The 20152-nt window shown below is 34.6% G+C and carries 12 protein-coding genes; 8 read left to right on the top strand and 4 right to left on the bottom strand.

The annotated features are described in order from the left end of the window. Positions 1 to 44: 44 nt before the first annotated feature. From HNS40_RS14450 to HNS40_RS14440, 3 genes are all read left to right on the top strand, one after another. Positions 45 to 680, top strand: a complete 636-nt coding sequence (locus HNS40_RS14450) for a P-loop NTPase fold protein (RefSeq protein ID WP_172282025.1) — start codon at positions 45 to 47, stop codon at positions 678 to 680. A gap of 81 nt (positions 681 to 761) precedes the next feature. Beyond that, positions 762 to 2441 (top strand): alpha-amylase family protein, encoded by a 1680-nt coding sequence (locus tag HNS40_RS14445; protein WP_172282023.1) that lies wholly within the window; start codon positions 762 to 764, stop codon positions 2439 to 2441. A 33-nt stretch (positions 2442 to 2474) separates the two neighbouring features. Further along, on the top strand, positions 2475 to 4487 hold the full coding sequence (locus HNS40_RS14440) for an alpha-amylase family glycosyl hydrolase (protein WP_172282021.1): 2013 nt from the start codon (positions 2475 to 2477) through the stop codon (positions 4485 to 4487). A 7-nt stretch (positions 4488 to 4494) separates the two neighbouring features. Here the strand turns inward: HNS40_RS14440 and HNS40_RS14435 are convergent, their stop codons facing one another. From HNS40_RS14435 to HNS40_RS14425, 3 genes are all read right to left on the bottom strand, one after another. Further along, on the bottom strand, positions 4495 to 7191 hold the full coding sequence (locus tag HNS40_RS14435; protein ID WP_172282019.1) for a histidine kinase: 2697 nt from the start codon (positions 7189 to 7191) through the stop codon (positions 4495 to 4497). 116 nt (positions 7192 to 7307) lie between these two features. Beyond that, complete coding sequence (locus HNS40_RS14430) at positions 7308 to 8417, bottom strand: hybrid sensor histidine kinase/response regulator (RefSeq protein WP_172282018.1); 1110 nt, start codon at positions 8415 to 8417, stop codon at positions 7308 to 7310. Between the two features lie 208 nt (positions 8418 to 8625). Beyond that, positions 8626 to 9831, bottom strand: coding sequence for a M20 family metallopeptidase (locus tag HNS40_RS14425; protein ID WP_172282017.1), 1206 nt, complete (start codon positions 9829 to 9831; stop codon positions 8626 to 8628). 54 nt (positions 9832 to 9885) lie between these two features. Between HNS40_RS14425 and HNS40_RS14420 the strand changes: the two genes are divergently transcribed. After that, positions 9886 to 10500: a molybdenum cofactor guanylyltransferase gene (locus tag HNS40_RS14420; RefSeq protein ID WP_172282016.1), complete on the top strand. Its 615-nt coding sequence runs from the start codon at positions 9886 to 9888 to the stop codon at positions 10498 to 10500. An 8-nt stretch (positions 10501 to 10508) separates the two neighbouring features. Here the strand turns inward: HNS40_RS14420 and HNS40_RS14415 are convergent, their stop codons facing one another. Then, complete coding sequence (locus tag HNS40_RS14415) at positions 10509 to 11516, bottom strand: LacI family DNA-binding transcriptional regulator (protein ID WP_172282015.1); 1008 nt, start codon at positions 11514 to 11516, stop codon at positions 10509 to 10511. A 193-nt stretch (positions 11517 to 11709) separates the two neighbouring features. Here HNS40_RS14415 and HNS40_RS14410 point away from each other — a divergent pair, with 193 nt between their 5' ends. The 4 genes from HNS40_RS14410 (at position 11710) to HNS40_RS14395 (ending at position 19976) form a co-directional block, all read left to right on the top strand. Further along, the gene (locus HNS40_RS14410) at positions 11710 to 14685 is read left to right on the top strand and encodes a TonB-dependent receptor (RefSeq protein ID WP_172282014.1); all 2976 of its coding nucleotides are present in this window, start codon (positions 11710 to 11712) and stop codon (positions 14683 to 14685) included. Between the two features lie 18 nt (positions 14686 to 14703). Continuing rightward, positions 14704 to 16899, top strand: a complete 2196-nt coding sequence (locus tag HNS40_RS22950; protein WP_216663718.1) for a RagB/SusD family nutrient uptake outer membrane protein — start codon at positions 14704 to 14706, stop codon at positions 16897 to 16899. A gap of 19 nt (positions 16900 to 16918) precedes the next feature. Next, positions 16919 to 18052: a SusE domain-containing protein gene (locus tag HNS40_RS14400; protein ID WP_172282013.1), complete on the top strand. Its 1134-nt coding sequence runs from the start codon at positions 16919 to 16921 to the stop codon at positions 18050 to 18052. 79 nt (positions 18053 to 18131) lie between these two features. Further along, positions 18132 to 19976 (top strand): glycoside hydrolase family 13 protein, encoded by a 1845-nt coding sequence (locus HNS40_RS14395; protein ID WP_172282011.1) that lies wholly within the window; start codon positions 18132 to 18134, stop codon positions 19974 to 19976. The last annotated feature ends 176 nt before the right edge of the window (positions 19977 to 20152 follow it).

The raw sequence follows: 20152 nt of genomic DNA, 5'->3' as shown, positions 1-20152 counted from the left end.
GCACCAACTTTAAACTTTAAACTTTAAACTTTAAACTTAGACTTATGTTAGGCGACGTATTATTAATCACAGAAAAGCATATAAATGCTGCTCATGATATTGTTAAAGTCATTTTAGAGCAAAAGAAAAATAAATTTATCATTGCCATTTCAGGTGAAAGTGGTTCCGGAAAAAGTGAATTGGCACACGCTGTGGCGAAAGAACTTAAAAGCCATAAGATTACGGCTAAACCATTACATATTGATAATTATTATCGCATTCTCCCATTAGAAAGAACACAATGGAGAACTGAGAATGGAATTGAAACGGCTGTAGGATTGGGCGAATATGATTGGGATACCATCTACAGAAATGTAGAAGAGTTCAAAACTGGAAGCAAATCAACAGGCCCATGTGTAGATCTAGTGACAGAGCAAGTAGACCAACTCACTACAGATTATTCAGAAGTGGATATGTTGATTATTGATGGACTTTATGCTGTTGAAACTAACGGCGTAGATTTAGGTGTTTTCATAGAGCTTACTTATCACGAAACCAAAAAAGCGCAAAAAGTGAGAGGCAAAGAACCTCAAAACGAATATCGTGCAAGAGTTTTAGAGCAAGAGCACAAAGTAGTTCAGTCTATAAAGCCCAAAGCTCACTTATTGGTGAATATGGAATATCAGGTGGTGAAAGCTTAAAGAATTCACAAAGCTAATACTCATAATACCAACAAGGCGATTTTTACTAAATTCGCCTTGTTCTTTTATACTACAGAAACTATGACAGAAAAAATCTCAATATACCAAGTCTTACCCAGACTCTTCGGAAACCAAAACAAAAAACCAATCCCAAATGGCAATATCCATGAAAATGGATGCGGAAAGTTTAATGATTTCACTCCTCAGGCTTTAGAAAAGACGAGAAACCTAGGAATCAATTATATTTGGTATACTGGAATTATTCGCCATGCCACCACTACAAATTATCCTAAGCTTAAGTCGCAAGACCAATGCATAGTAAAAGGGAAAGCCGGTTCTCCCTATGCCATCACCGATTATTATGATGTAAATCCCGATTTGGCAGTGGATGTTTCACAAAGAATGAAAGAATTTGAGGAGCTTATTGAAAGAACAAATGCTGCTGGAATGAAAACCATCATCGATTTTATTCCCAATCATGTAAGTCGAGATTATAATAGTTTGAACAAGCCAAAGGGAATCCAAGACTTAGGTGAAACTGATAACAAAAACCAAAGCTTTAATCCTCAAAACAATTTTTATTACCTACCTGGTGAAGATTTGAAACTTGATTTCTGTGAACAGCAAAAATACATTGAGAACCCAGCCAAATTTAGTGGCAATGATTGCTTTCATGCTCATCCTCAAATAACAGATTGGTACGAAACCATCAAACTCAATTATGGGGTTGATGTTCAAAACCATTACCAGCAGCACTTCTCTCCCATTCCAAACACTTGGGAGCGAATGCTCGAAATACTCAAATTCTGGACAGCTAAAAACATCCATGGATTCCGCTGCGATATGGTAGAAATGGTACCTGTAGAATTTTGGGCTTGGGCTATTCCTCAGGTTAAATCTATCAATCCAGAGATTCTATTTATTGGCGAAGTCTATCAGCCTCAACTATATGAAGCTTATATTAAAGAAGGAAAATTCGATTATCTCTACGATAAAGTAGGATTATACGACCAATTAAAAGCTGTACTTAGAGGAGAAAAACCAGCAGGCACCTTAAGCGACAGTTGGAAAAGTTTACAAGGTTTGGACGAATATATGCTCCGTTTTCTTGAAAATCATGATGAGCAAAGAATTCCTTCCTCTTATTTTGCTGGACAAGCAGAAAAAGCCATTCCCGCCATGTTACTTAGTGCAACTATGCATAATGGCCCAATCATGACATATTTCGGACAAGAATTTGGAGAAGCAGCCCAAGGCTCAACAGGATTTAGTGGTGATGATAGCAGAACAACGATTTTCGATTATTGGAATGTAGAGACTATTCAAAAGTGGAGAGGAAAGTCAGCCTATTCTGGTTCTGGCTTAAATTCTAGTCAAAAACTACTTCAAAAGGAATATCAGAAGATATTGAAACTGAGCATCAACAATCCGATTATAGCAAATGGAGAATTTTATGATTTAACATGGGCCAATAGATATAACCATCATTTTTATCATAATCATGTTTTTGCTTATTTCCGATCTTTTGAAAAAAAATGTTTGCTTTTTATCCTTAATTTCTCTGATAAAACATTGGAGCAAAAAGTAATTATTCCTGGACACGCCCTTGAATTTGCACAAAAAGACACCACAAAACTAAAAGATCAAGTTTTCAAAAATGTCTTTTCAAAAGAAAATATTAAACTCCCTTATTATACCATGGTAAATGATGGAATATCTGTGAATTTAAAACCCTATTATTATCAAGTTTTTGAATTTTAATTTCTTAAATTAGTGCTCTAAAATCCCTGGTCAATGAGTGAATATAAAATAATGCCTATTGTTAATGAAGATCCATGGCTAGAGCCTGTATCTAAAGATATTTACGAACGTTATCAAAGATATGTTGATAGAAAAAAGAACATAGAAAATGAGTTCGGAAGTTTAAAAAACTTTGCTTCTGCTTATCAATATATGGGCTTTCATTTTTCTGAAGATAAAGACTATATCATTTATAGAGAATGGGCGCCTGCAGCAAGAGGCTTGTATTTAATGGGCGATTTTAACGATTGGGAATATTTCACACACCCACTAAGCCTAAAAAAGAATGGAATTTGGGAAATTAAAATCAAGAGAAGTGAAAATCAAAAACTCATTCATGGTAGTAAAATAAAAGTAGCAGTTCAAACGGAAAATGGGGTCACAGCTAGAATTCCTGCCTATATGAATCGCTTATTGCAAAATGAGGAGACTAAAGATTTTACTGGACAGTTATGGATGGAAGAAAACTATAAATGGAAGAACAAAGCTGATTTCAATGCTGATGACAGTTTGTTTATCTATGAGACTCATGTGGGGATGGCACAGGAAAAAGCTGATGTTGGAACCTATGCTGAGTTCGAAGAAAACCTACTTCCATATATTAAAGAATGCGGTTATAATACCATTCAAATTATGGCCATTGCTGAGCATCCTTATTATGGCTCATTTGGTTATCATGTGAGTAATTTCTTTGCTCCCTCCTCTCGTTTTGGAACTCCCGAAGAACTCAAATCACTTATAGATACTGCCCATGGAATGGGAGTTCGTGTGATTATGGATATTGTGCATAGTCATACTGTGAAAAATGTTTTCGAAGGCTTGAATGAATTTGATGGTAGTCCAGACCAATATTTCCACGAAGGACCTAGAGGATATCATGATGCTTGGGATTCTAAGCTTTTCAATTATGGGAAAACAGAGGTTTTACAATTCTTACTTTCCAATGTTCAATACTGGATGAAAGAATTCCAATTTGATGGTTTTAGGTTCGATGGCGTAACCAGTATGCTATATCATCATCATGGTCTAGGAGTTGATTTTGGAAATAGAGATGGGTATTTTAGTCAAGGAGTAGAATTTGATGCAGTTACCTATTTGCAATTGGCCAACGACCTTTGTCACAGCATTAATCCAAATGCCATTACCATTGCAGAAGATGTGAGTGGCTTGCCAGGTTTATGCCACCCCATTGAGGATGGAGGCCTTGGCTTCAACTACCGTTTGGCCATGGGAATTCCTGACAATTGGATCAAGCTCCTCAAAGAACAAAGCGATGAAGAATGGAATATGCAACAGCTCTATCACACGATGGTGGATAGAAACTATCATATTAAAACCATTGCCTATGCTGAATCTCATGACCAAGCATTGGTAGGTGACAAAACCATTGCCTTCAGACTGATGGATCAGGAGATGTATTTCCACATGAAAAAAGATGACGCCAATATTATTGTAGATAGAGGTATCAATCTTCATAATGTTATGCGAATGATGACCATCTCATTAGGTGGTGATTCCTATCTCAACTTTATGGGTAATGAATTTGGTCATCCTGAATGGATCGATTTTCCTAGAGAAGGAAATAATTGGAGCTTTCAGTATGCTAGACGTCAATGGTCTTTACTAGAGAATGACAGTCTTAAATACCAATATCTTTCAGAGTTTGATAAGGCGATGATATCTTTTACTAAAGAAAATGATATATTAAAATCCGGAGCTCCACAAGAACTTTGGCTGGACGAGACCAATAATATCATTGCATTTGAACGCAAAAACTTAGTTTTTGTTTTCAACCTCCACCCTATCAAGAGTCCTTTTAATTATTCAATTCAGACTCCTCAGATTGGTTCTTATGAATTAGTTTTCAATTCCGATGCTGGTTATTTTGGTGGCTTCGATAGAATCCAAGGAAATCTACCATTCTTATCAAAACATGAGAATGGCATGCCAAAAATGAATATCTATTCTCCAAATAGAAGTGTTCAAGTTTATAGAAGAGTAGTATAATAACAGACTAATCTATATTAGAATTATAGATGATAGGCAAGTTAATGACCACCATTGTACCTTTTGACTTTGACTGTTCATCTTTTAGGTCAATGATATCGTAAGTAATTTTTCGTTCGGTATATTTATTGAGTGTATAAAGACGTTCTTTAAATAGCTTTGTAGAAAGACTTTCAGCACTACGAGATTCTCCCTTATCTAACTTCTTACTTTCTTCTCTGCCAATTCCATTATCAACCACTTTGAAAACAATAGTTTCTTTATCTCTAACAAAACTGATTTTCACAGTACCAGAACCTTCTAAGTGCTGCAAGCCATGCTCAATAGCATTCTCAATAAATGGCTGTGCTAACATAGCAGGAATTAAAGTACCATCAGTATCAATTTTAGGATCTACATTTAAAGACCAATCAAATTTATCGCCAAACCTGAGTTGTTGTAAGTCTAGGTAATATTCCAAAATGTGTATTTCTTTATCAAGATTGATATAGTCAAATCGAGAACTATCTAAAATCATCCGAATTAATTTTGCAAAACTATTTAGATATTTTACAGCTTTTTTAGCATCATTTTTCAAAACATAGCTTTGTATTGCATTCAATGAATTAAAGACAAAATGAGGGTTCATTTGTGATCTCAATACTTTTTGCCTTAAAGAATTTATCTGCTCAACTGCCATCCTCCGTTCTGTAATATCTTGTAGAAATTCCGCAATATAATTGACATCACCATCAGCATCGAAACTGGGATAAATAGAAACTAATGAATTATATGAATCGATATTTTCATCATAAATAACTGCCTTTTTATCTTGAATAGATTTTCTCACTTTCTGAATTCTACCTGCTTTAACTATTTCTGGCAACTGATTAAAATAATTATCTCCTATTAATTCCTCAACCGTTTTACCAAGGCGTTTTGCTGCAGTTTCATTTATGGATTCAATATTTCCTTCGCCATCCAATAATATAATAGACTCGGTAACTGAATTAAACAAAGTTTGTAGAATCATTCGCTGCTTCTTTTCTAATTCAAGTGCTTTAACCCTACTGGATATATCAAGAGCAATTACCAAAATAGATTCTAGTTCATTATTAATGATCATTGGGGAGAAAGAGAGATTTAATACTAAATCACTTTCATTAATTCTATGTTTCACCTGCAACTCGCAATTTTGCAAAGTCATAGTTACTTTCTCCAAACCCTTTTCAATTTCTTTATGATATATATCTAAAAACATATCAGAAAATGGCTTTGACGCCATCTGTTTCTCATGCGATTGAAAAATACTTTCCGCTCTCTTATTTACATAGCGAGTTTTAAAATCCCTATCAAGTATAAAAAATCCAGTTACAGCATTTTCAAATACATTTTTTAATTGCTTTATTTCTTTTTTGTATTCATCAATACTGGCGAAGCTTATTTTTGAGCGAATCTTAAGAATATTAAACCTTCTAGATTTATTGACGAATAAATAACTTAAACCAATAATAATAATCACGAGTAAAAAGGAAATAACTATCAAATAGGTAATCTTACTCTTTCTGCTCTTTATTTCTATTTCAAAGGTTTCCCTTTCAAGTTTAACTTTTAGATTATGTTCTAAGTTTATCCGTGCCACATAAGATGCATTTTGCTCTTTATAAAACTTTTCATTTAATCCAATCAACTGATTTTGAGTATCAATAATAGAATCAGTATTATTAACAATAGTATAATAATCAAGTTTATATTGTAAATAATATCGTTTATTACTCAATGCTTTATTCTGCAATAAATAACTCTTTGACAAAGACAGACACTCATAAGCCTCATCTAATTCATTAATTTTCAAAGCATTCTGAAAAAGATTTAAATACGAAGCTCCAATTAGTTGAGCCACTCCTCCCTTTAGTCGAGATTCTAAAGCCAAACTATTATAAATTCGTGAAGAATCATATTGTTGTAATTTTGAATACTTAAATGCATTGAGTGTAAATATTGTTCCTGCTAAATTATAAAAACAAGATTCATCTAGTTCTTTTTCTATTTCCTTGAAAACAATATTAAATTTTTCATAATTATTATGAGTAACTAAAAATTTTAAATATGATATTGCTCCACGGATTCTCTGAACACTTTTCTCATTTCTCATGATATCCCAAGATTTAGCAAATAGTTCTCCTGCAAAATCAGGGTTTTCGATAGTATTAAGGTGTCCAAATCTTCTAAGCACGGAAGCTAAAGCTACATTATTCCCATAGCTTTCAGCTAGTAATAATGCTTCAAAATAATATTTGCTCGAAAAAGATAAATCACGATAGTTCCTTAGAGTATTCATTAGAGAAACTCTATTATATATAAGACGAATAGTATCTGTATTATTTTCTTCTACTTCTTGTTCTAAAAGAAGTAAATCATATGCTTGGGCAAGTTGATTATCTTGAATGTAACTGACAGCTTTTAACTGTAGTAATAAGCCTTTATTAAATACTATTTTATTTTGAAGAGCCTGATCTAAAATTTTCAAAGACTCATCATGCTTGGAAAAAAACCTAAAATGAGTGCTTTTCTGAATCATTAAATACTCTGTCATCTGAGCATCATTCTTATACTGATTAAGCAAACTATCAATAAGTACTAACCTGTCCTCATTACAATACCAATTATCTTCTAAATTCTTAGCTGCCTTTAACCCATTCGCATTTTTGTAACCCTTATTCAATAATATATTTTCATAGGAGGCAAAAACGAAACCATGTGATTTTAAATTTCCTATAAATAAAAAACAAAATAGAATAATTAGTGATACAATCTTTGCTTTTGAATACAATAATTTCATCAATCTTCTTCTATAGGTAAAAAAACAATAAACTCACTGCCTTCATTAAGAACTGACTTCACCTCAAATTCTCCATTACATGTCTCCACATAATCTTTAACCAGAATCAATCCTAATCCAGTGCCCTTTTCATTATGAGTACCCATCGAAGTGAAGGTTTCTTTACCTTTTATTTTATTCAATTGTTCTTCATTCATTCCAACTCCATTATCAATAATGGAAAGTTTAATTTTATCTACGTCTGGCAGTGCTTGGATGATAATTTTACCTTTTTCATCCGTAAATTTAACGGCATTAGCCAAAAGGTTTCTAACAACAATGGAAAGTAGTACTTTATCTGACCAAACAAAGAAATCTGCAGGAACTGCTTCAACTAGTTCTATTTCTTTACTTACTATAGAACCTCTTTCCATTTCCACAATTCCGGAAATTAGTCGTGATAAATTAATCAACTCCGGACGATAAATGATTTGGCCTTGTTGAGATTTCGCCCAAAACAATAAATTCTCTAAAAGATTATAAGTATTACGTGCTGTGATTTCAGCATCGGATAAAAGCTCAAAATCCTCTTTAGGATCAATTAGACCATCCAAAATAAACCTAAAAACATTTTTTATGTTCCCTATAGAAGTTCTCAAGTCATGAGATATAATAGAAAAAATTTTATCTCTAGATTTATTGGCCTCTTGAAGTTCTGAGTTTATGGTATTTAATTGCCTTTGTTGTTCTTTAGCGTTTAACTGCACATTTATCCGGTGCAAAACCTCAAGCTTGTGAATCGGCTTAACCATGAAATCCACACAGCCCAATTCAAATGCTGTTGATTTATCATTTTGCTCATACAGGGCGCTAATGACAATAACTGGAATTGTTTTCCAGATTTCATGTTTATTAATTTGTTCCTTAAAATCAAAACCACTCATACCCGGCATCATAATATCAAGAAGAAGAATATCCGGCATGTAATTCTCTTTTAAAAGATTTAGGGCTTCATAACCACTCTCAACAAAAATAACTTGAAATTGTTCTCTTTCAAGCATCTTGCCAATAACTTGCAAATTGGTTATTGAATCATCTACAATTAAAACTTTCTTTTTATCCTCCAACATGACGTTAATTTTTATTCTCTAGTAATCAAACGCATAAAGTGCCAATAGAATATTTTTTCTTCTACCAAACAGTTTTATATTCGTCAACCCATTTCAAACCCATCATACAGCACTAGCAACCAACAACATGACAGACTTAAGCATTTAATTCAAGTAAATGATTGGCAATAAATTTGATTTTAAATAAGCAGATGTAAAAGTAGAGCTTTTAAATTTGATTCGCAACATTTTGTAATTCTTTAATAGCCAACCATGCCATAAGGGCCATACCCGTTTTTAGTGCATCTGAGTCAATATCAAATGTTGGTGTGTGAAGTTTAGATTGAATACCTAGCTTTTCATTTTTTGTTCCAAAACGGTAAAAACACCCTGGTATTTCTTGTGAATAAAAACCAAAATCTTCACCAGTCATTCGCATATCTAAATCCACAACTAAGTCTTCACCCAAAAGCTCAATAGCATTCTGTTTTGCTCTTAATGTTAGTTCCTCATTATTATCTACAAATGGATAACCATGACTTATTTCAACCTCGCAACCTCCACCCATACTTTTTGCTATTCCTGAGGCAATTTGCTTGATTTCTTGATGCATCTCTTGCCTCCATGCCTCATTAAAAGTACGCATGGTTCCTTCTATACGAACATGACTTGGAATTACATTAGTCTGTCCGTTTGCTATAAACTTACCAAAGGATAAAACTGTGGGCATAGTCGGGTTGGCTCGTCTACTGCTTATCTGTTGTAATGCCACAATGATATGCGATGCAATCAATACAGTATCAATAATTTGATGTGGCATTCCTCCGTGTCCTCCTTTAGCTCGTACATCTAAATATATCTCATCGGTACTTGCCATATACTTCCCTGGTCTGAAACCCACTTTTCCAACTTCTAAATCTGGATAAACATGTTGTCCGAAGATACTTTCTGGTGCTGGATTTTCAAGAATTCCTTCTTTAATCATAACACTAGCACCACCGGGATTTTTCTCCTCCGAAGGCTGAAAAATAAATTTAACAGTGCCTTCAAATTGATCTCTTATTTGATTTAAAATACTCAATGTTCCCATTAATGATGCCATATGAGCATCATGACCACAGGCATGCATCATTCCCGCATTTAATGACTTATAAGGAATTTCGTTTTCCTCCTTAATTTCCAAAGCATCCATGTCAGCTCTAAGTGCAATGACCTTCTTCTGAGGATTCTTGCCTTCTATGATTCCAACTATCCCCGTTTTAGCAATACCATATTCATATTTAATGCCTTGCTCCTTTAAAAATGCACAGATATAATTAGCTGTTTTAAACTCCTCAAAAGCAGTTTCAGGATGTTGGTGAAGCCAATTTCTGTGTCCATTAATGGTTTCAAAAAGTTCTTCAGACAAACTCAGTATTCTCTCTTTAAGTAGCATGCTTGCAATTTTTTTCAAAGATATAAATTGTATGGCAATTTAAAGATATTTTTCGTGGTACTTCGATTCACAATCCATACTGAATATTATAGTACTTTTGCATATATGAAATTCGGATCTATTATTTTATCAGGGGGAAAAAGCAGTCGGTTTGGTACTGATAAGGGACTTTTTGTTTTCAGGAAGAAACAAATGATAGAATATGCCCTAGAAATGGCGCAAATATTTTCCACGAAAATTTTAATATCTGCCAATCAAAAAGATTATCTTCGTTTTGGATATCCAGTTATCCATGATATTTATCCAGAACTAGGGCCTATGGGCGGATTATATTCTTCATTAATGGAATCAAATCTAGCATTAAATTTAATACTGCCCTGTGACAGCCCATTTATTTCCGAAGAATTAATTCAAAAGCTCATTGATACTTATAATGGTGAGGAAATCCTATTATTTGAAACAGCTGACGGAAAAATACATCCACTCATTGGTTTTTATCATAAAAGCATTCTGGAAAGCATGCAAGAGCATATCAAAAGCAAGAAGGTAAAACTTATTAGTTTTATCAGAAGCAGATCACATAATATCATCAAACTTTCTCATGAAGATGCTTTACAAACATGTTTTAGAAATTTTAATTCTCAAAAAGATTTACCAAACGACTGGTAATTACTCAACTATTTTACTCCTGTTGATTCTCGTAAAACTAAACTAGCCGAGATGGTTTTGGTTATGGCACGCTTTATCCCATCCATATTGTCTAATAAGAGTTTAGCAGCCTCCTCTCCCATTTGCACACCTTGTTGATCCACTGTACTCAAACTTGGCGAATAAATAGCGGAACTCGTTTCATTAGTAAAGCCCATTACTTTAATATCTTCAGGAATTCTCTTGCCTTTTTTCACCAATTGCTTCATCGTTCCAATTGCTGTTAAATCGTTAACTGCAAAAATCCCATCCAAATCAGGAAACAAATAGAGTATATCCTCTGCAGATTTCAAAGCACATTCATAGGTATCACATTCTACAATAAAGGCATCATTCACCTCTAATCCATTCTTTTTCAATGCATCAATATACCCTTGCTTTCTCTTTTTTCCAATATCCATACTTGAGGAGGCTGCAAAATGAATAATCTTCTTACATCCACAATCTATCATATGTTGAACGGCATCAAAAGCACCTTGATAATCATCAAATAAAACTTTATTATAATCGCCTTCAGGAACTCTATCAAAATACACAATGGGGACGCCCAGTTGTGAGAGTTTATTAAAGTGAGCAAAATCTTTGGTTTCCTTACTCATAGAAACCACTAAACCATCCAATCTATAGGACATAAAAGACTGAATCAATTGCAATTCTCTTTCTAATAATTCATCACTATGATAAATCATAACTTGATAGCCTTGATCATAGGCTACATTCTCAACACCCTCAATCACAGAAGAGAAAAAATGATGTACCAACTGAGGTACCATAATCCCAATAATTTTACTTCTTCTATTCTTTAAACTCAATGCAATTTCATTAGGCCGATAATTGAGTTCACGAGCCATATCTTGCACCGATTTTTTAGTAGCTTTACTAATATCCGGATGATCTTTTAAAGCTCTACTCACCGTGGAAACGGAGACATTAAGAATTCTAGCTATATCTTTTATGGTGATTGGGTGTCTACTCATGTGATTATTCTTAGTTTTATGGTATAAAATTACACATTTTTTTTCAACTGCAAACGTTTGTGAAAACGATTGCGTTAGCTATATTTTATTATAATATTGATTTCCTGTTATTCATGTTAATTTTTCTTAAATTAGTGCTTTGAATTTTTAATCAAAACTATGTTATTTTAATAACACATCAAACAAATCAAATATGTTACAAATTTATCAAAAACTACGGTCCTTATGCCTTTTAATTTTAGCATTTGGATTTTCAGTTATGGTTTATGGTCAGAAAACGACTGTGGACGGGACAATAATTGATGAATCAGACGGTATTACCTTAATTGGTGTAACTGTTCTTGAAAAAGGTACTATGAATGGTACCATTACCGATATCGACGGAAGGTATTCTATTTCCGTTAATGAAGGTGCTACATTAATTTTCACTTACATTGGTTATGAGGAACAAGAGATTCTAGTATCTGGTACTCGAATTAATGTCAGCATGAACTACAAATCAGAGATTTTAAATGAAATTGTAGTTATTGGTTATGGTGAAGTAAAAAAAGGGGATGCAACAGGAGCTGTGGCCACTATTGGTGAAAAAGACTTTAACCAAGGTGTTATCACTTCTCCGCAAGAACTACTTACAGGTAAAATTGCTGGTGTTCAAGTTACTACTGATGGTGCACCTGGTGGTGGTAGCACTATAAGAATTAGAGGAAGTGCTAGTATGAGTGCAAACAATGATCCACTTGTGGTCATCGATGGTATTCCAGTGGATAATGATGGAATTTCTGGATTAGGTAATCCCTTAAGTACTATTAACCCTGATGATATTGCATCTATGACGGTACTAAAAGATGCGAGTGCTACTGCTATTTATGGTTCTAGAGCTTCAAATGGTGTTATTCAGGTGACTACCAAAAGAGGTACAAAGGGAGCTCCTTTTGTATTGACTTATAATGGAAAAGCTACGGTAAATACTATTCCTGCCTATATAGAGTCTCTTGATGCAAATCAATTCAGAAGCCAAATCAAAAGCTATTTTGGAGAGGAATCCACTCAAGCGGCCTTATTAGGAACTGCAAATACCGATTGGCAAAAAGAAATCATGAGTAATTCTTTTAGCCAAGACCACACCGTTAGCGTAAAGGGAAGTACAGAAAACATACCTTATTATGTATCTCTAGGATATATGGACCAAAATGGTATTGTAAATACTTCTAATTACAAAAGAACTACTGCAGCGGTTTCATTAAGCCCTACACTCTTTGATGATTACTTAAAACTAAATTTCAATATAAAAACTATGTTTACAGAAACCCGATTTGCCGATAATGGTGCTATAGGTAATGCTGTAACATTTGACCCTACTCAACCTGTTCGAGACGAAGGAAACGCCTATGGTGGGTATTGGGAATGGTTGCAAGATAATGGGAATCCAATAACTATTGCTCCTGCTAACCCAGTTGGAATGCTAGAACAAAGAGAAGATCGTTCAGAAGTCAGCCGATATTTAGGAAACTTTATGGCTGATTATAAATTCCATTTCTTACCCGAACTTCGTGCCAACCTGAATATGGCTTTCGATGTTAGTGGTTCAAGAGGCAGAATAGATGTTCCGATGAATGCAAGAAGTTCTTGGGACATTGATGGAGATGGTAACCTCATTGGTGGTACCATGAATCACTATTCTCAAGCCAAAAGAAACAATACTTTAGATTTTTACTTAAATTATACTAAAACTATTGAGTCCATTAAATCAAAATTTGATGTGACAGCTGGTTATTCTTGGCAGCATTTTTATCGTAACGACTATAGATATAACAGTAATATCTCTCAAACTGATATTGTAGATGGTCCAATTAGACCAACTGAAAGTTATTTAATATCTTTCTTTGGTAGATTAAACTATACTCTTAACGAGAAATATCTTTTAACTGCTACAGTTAGAAATGATAATTCTTCCAGATTCTCTAAGGATACTAGAGCTGGTATATTTCCTTCCGTTGCTTTAGCTTGGAAAATTAATGAAGAATCATTCCTGAAAGATGTGAATGCCATATCTCAATTGAAATTACGAGGAGGTTGGGGTGTCACAGGTCAACAAGATATTGGAACATCTAATTATCCTTACCTTCCGTTATATATGTGGAGTGAAATGACAGCTATGTATCAATTCGGAAATCAATTTGTATATACCTTACGTCCTAGTGGTTATGACCCAGATATTAAATGGGAAGAAACAACAACGCTTAATGTTGGTTTAGATTTTGGTTTTGCTAGAGATAGAATATTTGGTTCCTTAGAATATTATGAGAAAACCACAGATGATATGATTAATTTCATTCCTGTACCTGCTGGATCAAACTTGTCTAACTATATCTTAACCAATATTGGTTCTATGGAAAACAAAGGTTATGAAGTTACTTTAACGGGACGAATTATTTCTACTCAAAACACTTATTGGGAATTAGGTGTAAACATGAATTATAATGAAAACAAAATCACCAAATTAACACTAAATGATGATCCAGATTATATTGGCGTTCCAACCGGAGGAATCAGTGGTGGTGTAGGAAATAATATTCAAATTCATACTGTTGGTTACCCAATGAATTCATTCTATGTTTATGAACAAGTTTATGATGAAGCAGGTAAACCCATACAAGGCCTTTATGTAGACAGAAATGGTGATGGTACTATTACTGATGATGATAAATATAGAGTTCATAAACCTACAGCAGATTATTCATTTGGTATCAACTCTAGATTTACTTACAAACAATTAGAATTGAGCTTTGCAGGTCATGGTAACATTGGAAATTATGTCTATAATAATGTTCGTTCTTCTACTGGAGCTGTTGGTCAAATGTATAACAACACTCAGTATTTAATAAATGTAACACAAGACGCTCTTGAAACTAACTTTAGTAATTATGAATATTTCTCAGATTACTATCTAGAAGATGCTTCTTTCTTTAGAATGGATTATATTAGATTGGGATATACATTTAGCAAACTTTTTAGTGAAAAATCAGACCTTAATGTATCTTTCACAGTGCAAAATGCATTTGTTCTTACAAAATATTCTGGTCTTGATCCTGAAGTATTTGGTGGCGTTGATAATAATGTTTATCCACGCTCTAGAAACTTCGTACTAGGCTTAAAATTAAATATCTAATCCAAAGAAAATAAAATCATGAAAAAATATTATATCATATTATTAGTATTGGCTCTTGGTCTTTCTTCATGCATGAAAGATTTAGACACCACCCCTTTGGATGAGACTGTGATCACATCCGCCTCTGTATATGAAAACCCTGCTAATTACTATAATGTACTGGCCAAACTATATGCTGGCCTTTCTGTTAGTGGACAAGAAGGTCCTGCCGGACAACCCGATATAGCAGGTATCGACGAAGGGTTTTCAACCTATTTAAGACAATATTGGAAAGCTCAAGAGTTAACAACAGATGAAGCTGTTATTGCTTGGAACGATGGTAACTTAAGAGATTATCATGACATGGATTGGACAGCTTCAAATGAATTTGTTACTGCCATGTATAATCGTATTTTCTATCAAATTTCTTTATGTAATGAGTTCATTAGAGAATCTACTGATGATAAATTATCTGAAAGAAATATCACAGGAGATGACAAAACCAATATTATTGCCTATAGACAAGAAGCTCGTTACTTAAGAGCCTTAAGTTATTATCATGCGCTTGATATGTATGGAAGCACTCCTTTTGTAACTGAGAACGATGCTGTTGGAGCATTCCAACCTACACAAATAGATAGAACTGCTTTATTTGCTTATGTTGAAGGTGAATTAAAGTCAATTGAAAGTCAATTACCCGATCCTAAAACAAATGAATATGGAAGAGCTGACAAAGCTGCTGCTTGGGCGCTTTTAGCCAAATTGTATTTAAATGCAAATGTTTATATCAACTCTGAAATGAATACTGAAGCTATTGAGTATTGTAGTAAAATTATTGATGGTGGTTATTCACTAGAAGACAATTATTTCAATAATTTCAATGCTGACAATCATTTAAGCTCTGAGGTTATTTTCCCAGTTACATTTGATGGAATAAGTACTCGTACATGGGGAGGTATGACCTTTATCATTCATGCTGCAGTTGGTGGAACTATGGATCCTGCTGCTTTTGGTATCGATGGTGGATGGGGAGGAACTCGTACAACAAGTGCTTTCGTTAAGAAATTCTACCCAGAGATTACCGAGGAGACATTAAAGCTATCACCTACTCCACAGTTAAACGACTATCCATTATTATATGTACCCGGTTCACACCAAGGTTGGGACCCAAGTAATACTGAAACTGTATTGGCTTCAGTACTTGATGATGGAACTTATGAAGGATACTTAAATTTCCCTGATGCAGGCACAGAATTTAAATTTACAACTAATCCTGACTGGTCATACGATTGGGGTGATGATGATGCTGATGGAACTTTAGACAGAAGCGGTGCAAATATTGTTGCTTCCGATGCAGGATACTATAAAATCAATGTAGATACAATTGCTAAAACATATACCTTATTAAATACGTATTGGGGACTTATTGGTTCTGCTACTGCTGGTGGATGGGATACCGACCAAGATATGGTTTATAATAGCGAAACTTCTATGTGGGAACTAACTACAGACCTTGCAGAAGGTGAAATTAAATTCCGTGCTAATGATGCTTGGGACCTAAACTATGGTGATACTGGTGCTGACGGCATCCTAACTGAGGGAGGAGACAATATAGCTATTGCAGCTCCTGGAACCTATAAAATCAGCCTCAAACTTGGAGCTCCAGATTATACTTATTTAGTTGAATTATTCTCTGCTCCTTCTTACGATTCTCGTGCAGCTTTTCATGCTGATGGTCAAACATTAATGATTGACAATATCTTTGAATTTACTGAAGGTTATGCCATCACCAAGTTTAGAAATATCAATAGAGATGGAAGTATTGGTTCTGATTTAACCTATCCAGATAATGACTATGCTGTCTTCAGATTGGCTGATTTCTACTTGATGTATGCTGAAGCTGTTATTAGAGGTGGTAATGGTGACCTAGGAAAAGCCGTAGAATATGTAAACAGAGTTCGCTCCAGAGCTTTTGGTGAGGATTCTCAAAACATTACAGCTGCAGATTTAACTCTTGATTTCTTATTAGATGAAAGGGCTAGAGAATTGTATTGGGAAGGTCACAGAAGAACCGACCTCATTCGCTTCGGTAAATTCACTAGTGGTAATTATCTTTGGGATTGGAAAGGAAATGTAGCTACAGGTACTGCTGTTGATGAAAAATATAATCTATTTCCTATTCCATCAACAGATATAGGTGCTAACCCTAATCTTACACAAAACAGTGGATACTAATTTTTTAAAAACGAAGACAATGAAAAAAATAACAATATTATACCTTGGATTGTTCAGTTTACTCCTGATGTATTCTTGTGAAAAGGAAGAAAAAGAACCTATCTTAAATACAGAGCAAATAGCCGCTCCAGTATTTACAAGCCCCAGCAGCGGAACTGCTCATGTACTATTGGAAGCTAATGCTTCTGAAATGTTTGATGCCTTTCAATGGAAAGCTACTGGATACAACCTCAATAATTTAGCAAATACTGTTTATACTGTGGAAATGGATGAAGCATCAAATAATTTTGAATCTCCTATATTCTTAGAAAACACCCAAGAATTGGAAATCAACTATACAGTTGCACAAATGAATACTTTGCTTCTCACCAATAATTTCCCTGCTGATGAAGCTGCTAATTTAAACTTCCGTGTGAAGTCTAATATCACTTCAAACAACACTAGCGAATCTGCTGTTTCTGAAACCATTACTCTTAGTATTACTCCTTATTCTTCTGAAATTAAAATTAAGTCTATCTATATGTTAGGTGATGGTACAGACCCCGGATGGTCAAATACAGACGCTCTTCCAGCCAGTCATATTGCTGATGGTAAATTTGGCATTATAGCAAATCTAGGAGGTGAAGGGTTATTCTTCAAATTCATCTCTGTTCTTGGTCAATGGGCTCCTCAATGGGGAACTGATGATGCCGGAACTGGTGAGAATGGAAACTTAGTTTACCGTCCAACAGAAGATGTAGCAGATCCTGTGGCTATGCCATGTCCAACAGATGCTGGATTATATAGAATTGTTGTGGATACCGCTAATCTTAGCTATGAGGTTTATGCCGCATCTCCTACCCTATATCTATTAGGTGATGGTTCTGCTGCTGGTTGGGACAATACTGCTGCGATCGAAATGACAAATGATGGTGCTGGTAAATTCTCGCTTACAGCTGATTTAACTGCAAATAGCATCAAATTTATTGAAGTACTTGGTCAATGGGCTCCTCAATGGGGAACTGTAGATGGAACTTCTGGTTATGGAGGAAGCTTAGCTTTCAGACCAACTGAAGCAGATCCTGACCCAGTTAATATTCCTGTTCCTGCTGATGGAACTTACCTTATTGAAGTAGATTTAGCTGCTCAAACTTATAATTTAACACCTCAGTAAAAAGGTGATCAAATCATTGCTGCTTATGTTTTAGTTTGCTAATTCATAAGCAGCTTTTTTATATTAAATAATCTCAATAATGAAGAAATATATAATCTTAATTCTAGCCATTATATTTTCAATAAATAGTTTTGCCCAAGAAGAGTTGGTTGAAAGAATGGAACCTCCTTTTTGGTGGAAAAACATGAATAATCCTGAATTACAAATCATGTTTTATGGAGAGAATATTGCTGAACATAAAATTGAAATCGAGAATAAACAGATTCAGCTCTTAAGAACTGAACTCACCAACAACTCCAATTACTTGTTTATCTATATTGCTATTGATGAAAAGTTTTCGGAGGATGCCATTAAAATAAATTTTCTCAAGAATAATAAAATAGCCTCCTCTATACAATATGAATTAAAAGACAGACGAGAAGAATCAGCACAACGAGAAGGCTTTAATAGTTCTGATGTGATGTATCTCATTACTCCAGATCGTTTTGCCAATGGAAATCCTTATAATGATCACTTTGATGAATTAGGAGATGAGCTCAATAGGAAAGATAACCAAGCAAGGCATGGAGGAGATTTACAAGGTGTCATCGATCATTTAGACTATATTCAAGAAATGGGATTCACTGCCATTTGGCTGAATCCAATACTCATTAACCATATGCCTCGTACTTCTTATCATGGTTATGCCACAACCGATTATTATAAAATAGATCCTCGCTATGGTACAATTGATGATTATATCCTCCTCTCCAAAGAAGCAGATAAAAGAGGGATTAAACTCATCATGGATCAAATCATGAACCACTGTGGAAGCGAACATTGGTGGATGAAGGATATGCCTGACCAAGACTGGATCAATGATAAAGATATTTATCAAATCACCAATCACCGCAGAACAGTCATTAATGATCCTTATGCTGCTCCTTCCGACAAAGCAAAATTCGAGAAAGGTTGGTTTGTTAGTGAAATGCCAGACTTAAATGGCGATCATCCCCTATTACGCGATAATTTGATACAAAATAGCATTTGGTGGGTTGAAGTAGCCGACCTCGGAGGAATCCGTCACGATACCCATCCTTATCCAGGAGCAGAATTCATGTCAGCCTATACCTGTGCCATCATGGATGAATACCCAAACTTTAATATAGTGGGTGAAGAATGGAGCCTAAACCCCTCTATTATCGCCAAATGGCAAAGAGGAAATGAACAAACCAAAAACCTAAACTCATGCCTGCCATCATTAATGGACTTCCCTTTACAGGCTACACTAGTAGAGTCCCTAAAACAAGAGGAAGCATGGAATACTGGTTTAAATAACCTATACGAACTCATTGCCTGTGACTATGTTTACCCAAATGCCAATAACTTGGTTATCTTTCCCGACAACCACGATATGGACAGATATTATACGCAGTTGAATGAAGATTTTGAGCTCTATAAAATGGGATTAACTTACTTTGCCACCACAAGAGGAATACCTCAAATATACTATGGAACTGAAATTCTGATGTCAAATCCACTTTCCCACGATCATGGTGAAATCAGAACAGATTTTCCTGGTGGATGGCCAAATGATAAAGTGAATGCATTTACTGGAGAAAACTTAAGTCCAAAAGCTTTAGAAGCACAAGAATTCCTCAAAACTTTATTGAATTTTAGAAAGAACTGTAGCACCATCCATCAAGGGAAATTAATGCATTATGCCCCTGACAGTGGATTATATGTATTCTTTAGATACGATGAAAATCAGAAAATCATGGTGATCATCAATAAAGGAAATAGAAGTAGAAAGTTGAATTCTTCTAGCTTTCCTGAAATGGAAATAGCTAATATTGAAGGGACTGATATTTTTTCAAAAGAAACCATTATTATCGATGATTTTGAGATTCCCGCAAAAGAATCTACCATCATCCAGTTCAAATAAGTAAATTACTTACAAAATATTTAAAGGCCATATTAATAAATATGGCCTTTTTTAATATTTGTCAACATCAAACGTTTTCGCAAACGATTGCGGACTTTATTGACTCTTCTATATAGCAAAACCACTGTAAATCACTAAAAATTTACTACTTTAGCGGGGTTATTAATCAAAAATTA

The sequence above is a fragment of the Lentimicrobium sp. S6 genome (assembly GCF_013166635.1).
Classification (GTDB): Bacteria; Bacteroidota; Bacteroidia; order Bacteroidales; family UBA12170; genus UBA12170.
This window is presented reverse-complemented; position numbering and strand designations above follow the sequence as displayed.

Coding starts and splice junctions, on each gene's coding strand:
- HNS40_RS14450 (WP_172282025.1), top strand. CDS start 45: ATGTTAGGCGACGTATTATTAATCACAGAAAAGCATATAAATGCTGCT.
- HNS40_RS14445 (WP_172282023.1), top strand. CDS start 762: ATGACAGAAAAAATCTCAATATACCAAGTCTTACCCAGACTCTTCGGA.
- HNS40_RS14440 (WP_172282021.1), top strand. CDS start 2,475: ATGAGTGAATATAAAATAATGCCTATTGTTAATGAAGATCCATGGCTA.
- HNS40_RS14430 (WP_172282018.1), bottom strand. CDS start 8,417: ATGTTGGAGGATAAAAAGAAAGTTTTAATTGTAGATGATTCAATAACC.
- HNS40_RS14425 (WP_172282017.1), bottom strand. CDS start 9,831: ATGCTACTTAAAGAGAGAATACTGAGTTTGTCTGAAGAACTTTTTGAA.
- HNS40_RS14415 (WP_172282015.1), bottom strand. CDS start 11,516: ATGAGTAGACACCCAATCACCATAAAAGATATAGCTAGAATTCTTAAT.
- HNS40_RS14410 (WP_172282014.1), top strand. CDS start 11,710: ATGTTACAAATTTATCAAAAACTACGGTCCTTATGCCTTTTAATTTTA.
- HNS40_RS22950 (WP_216663718.1), top strand. CDS start 14,704: ATGAAAAAATATTATATCATATTATTAGTATTGGCTCTTGGTCTTTCT.
- HNS40_RS14400 (WP_172282013.1), top strand. CDS start 16,919: ATGAAAAAAATAACAATATTATACCTTGGATTGTTCAGTTTACTCCTG.
- HNS40_RS14395 (WP_172282011.1), top strand. CDS start 18,132: ATGAAGAAATATATAATCTTAATTCTAGCCATTATATTTTCAATAAAT.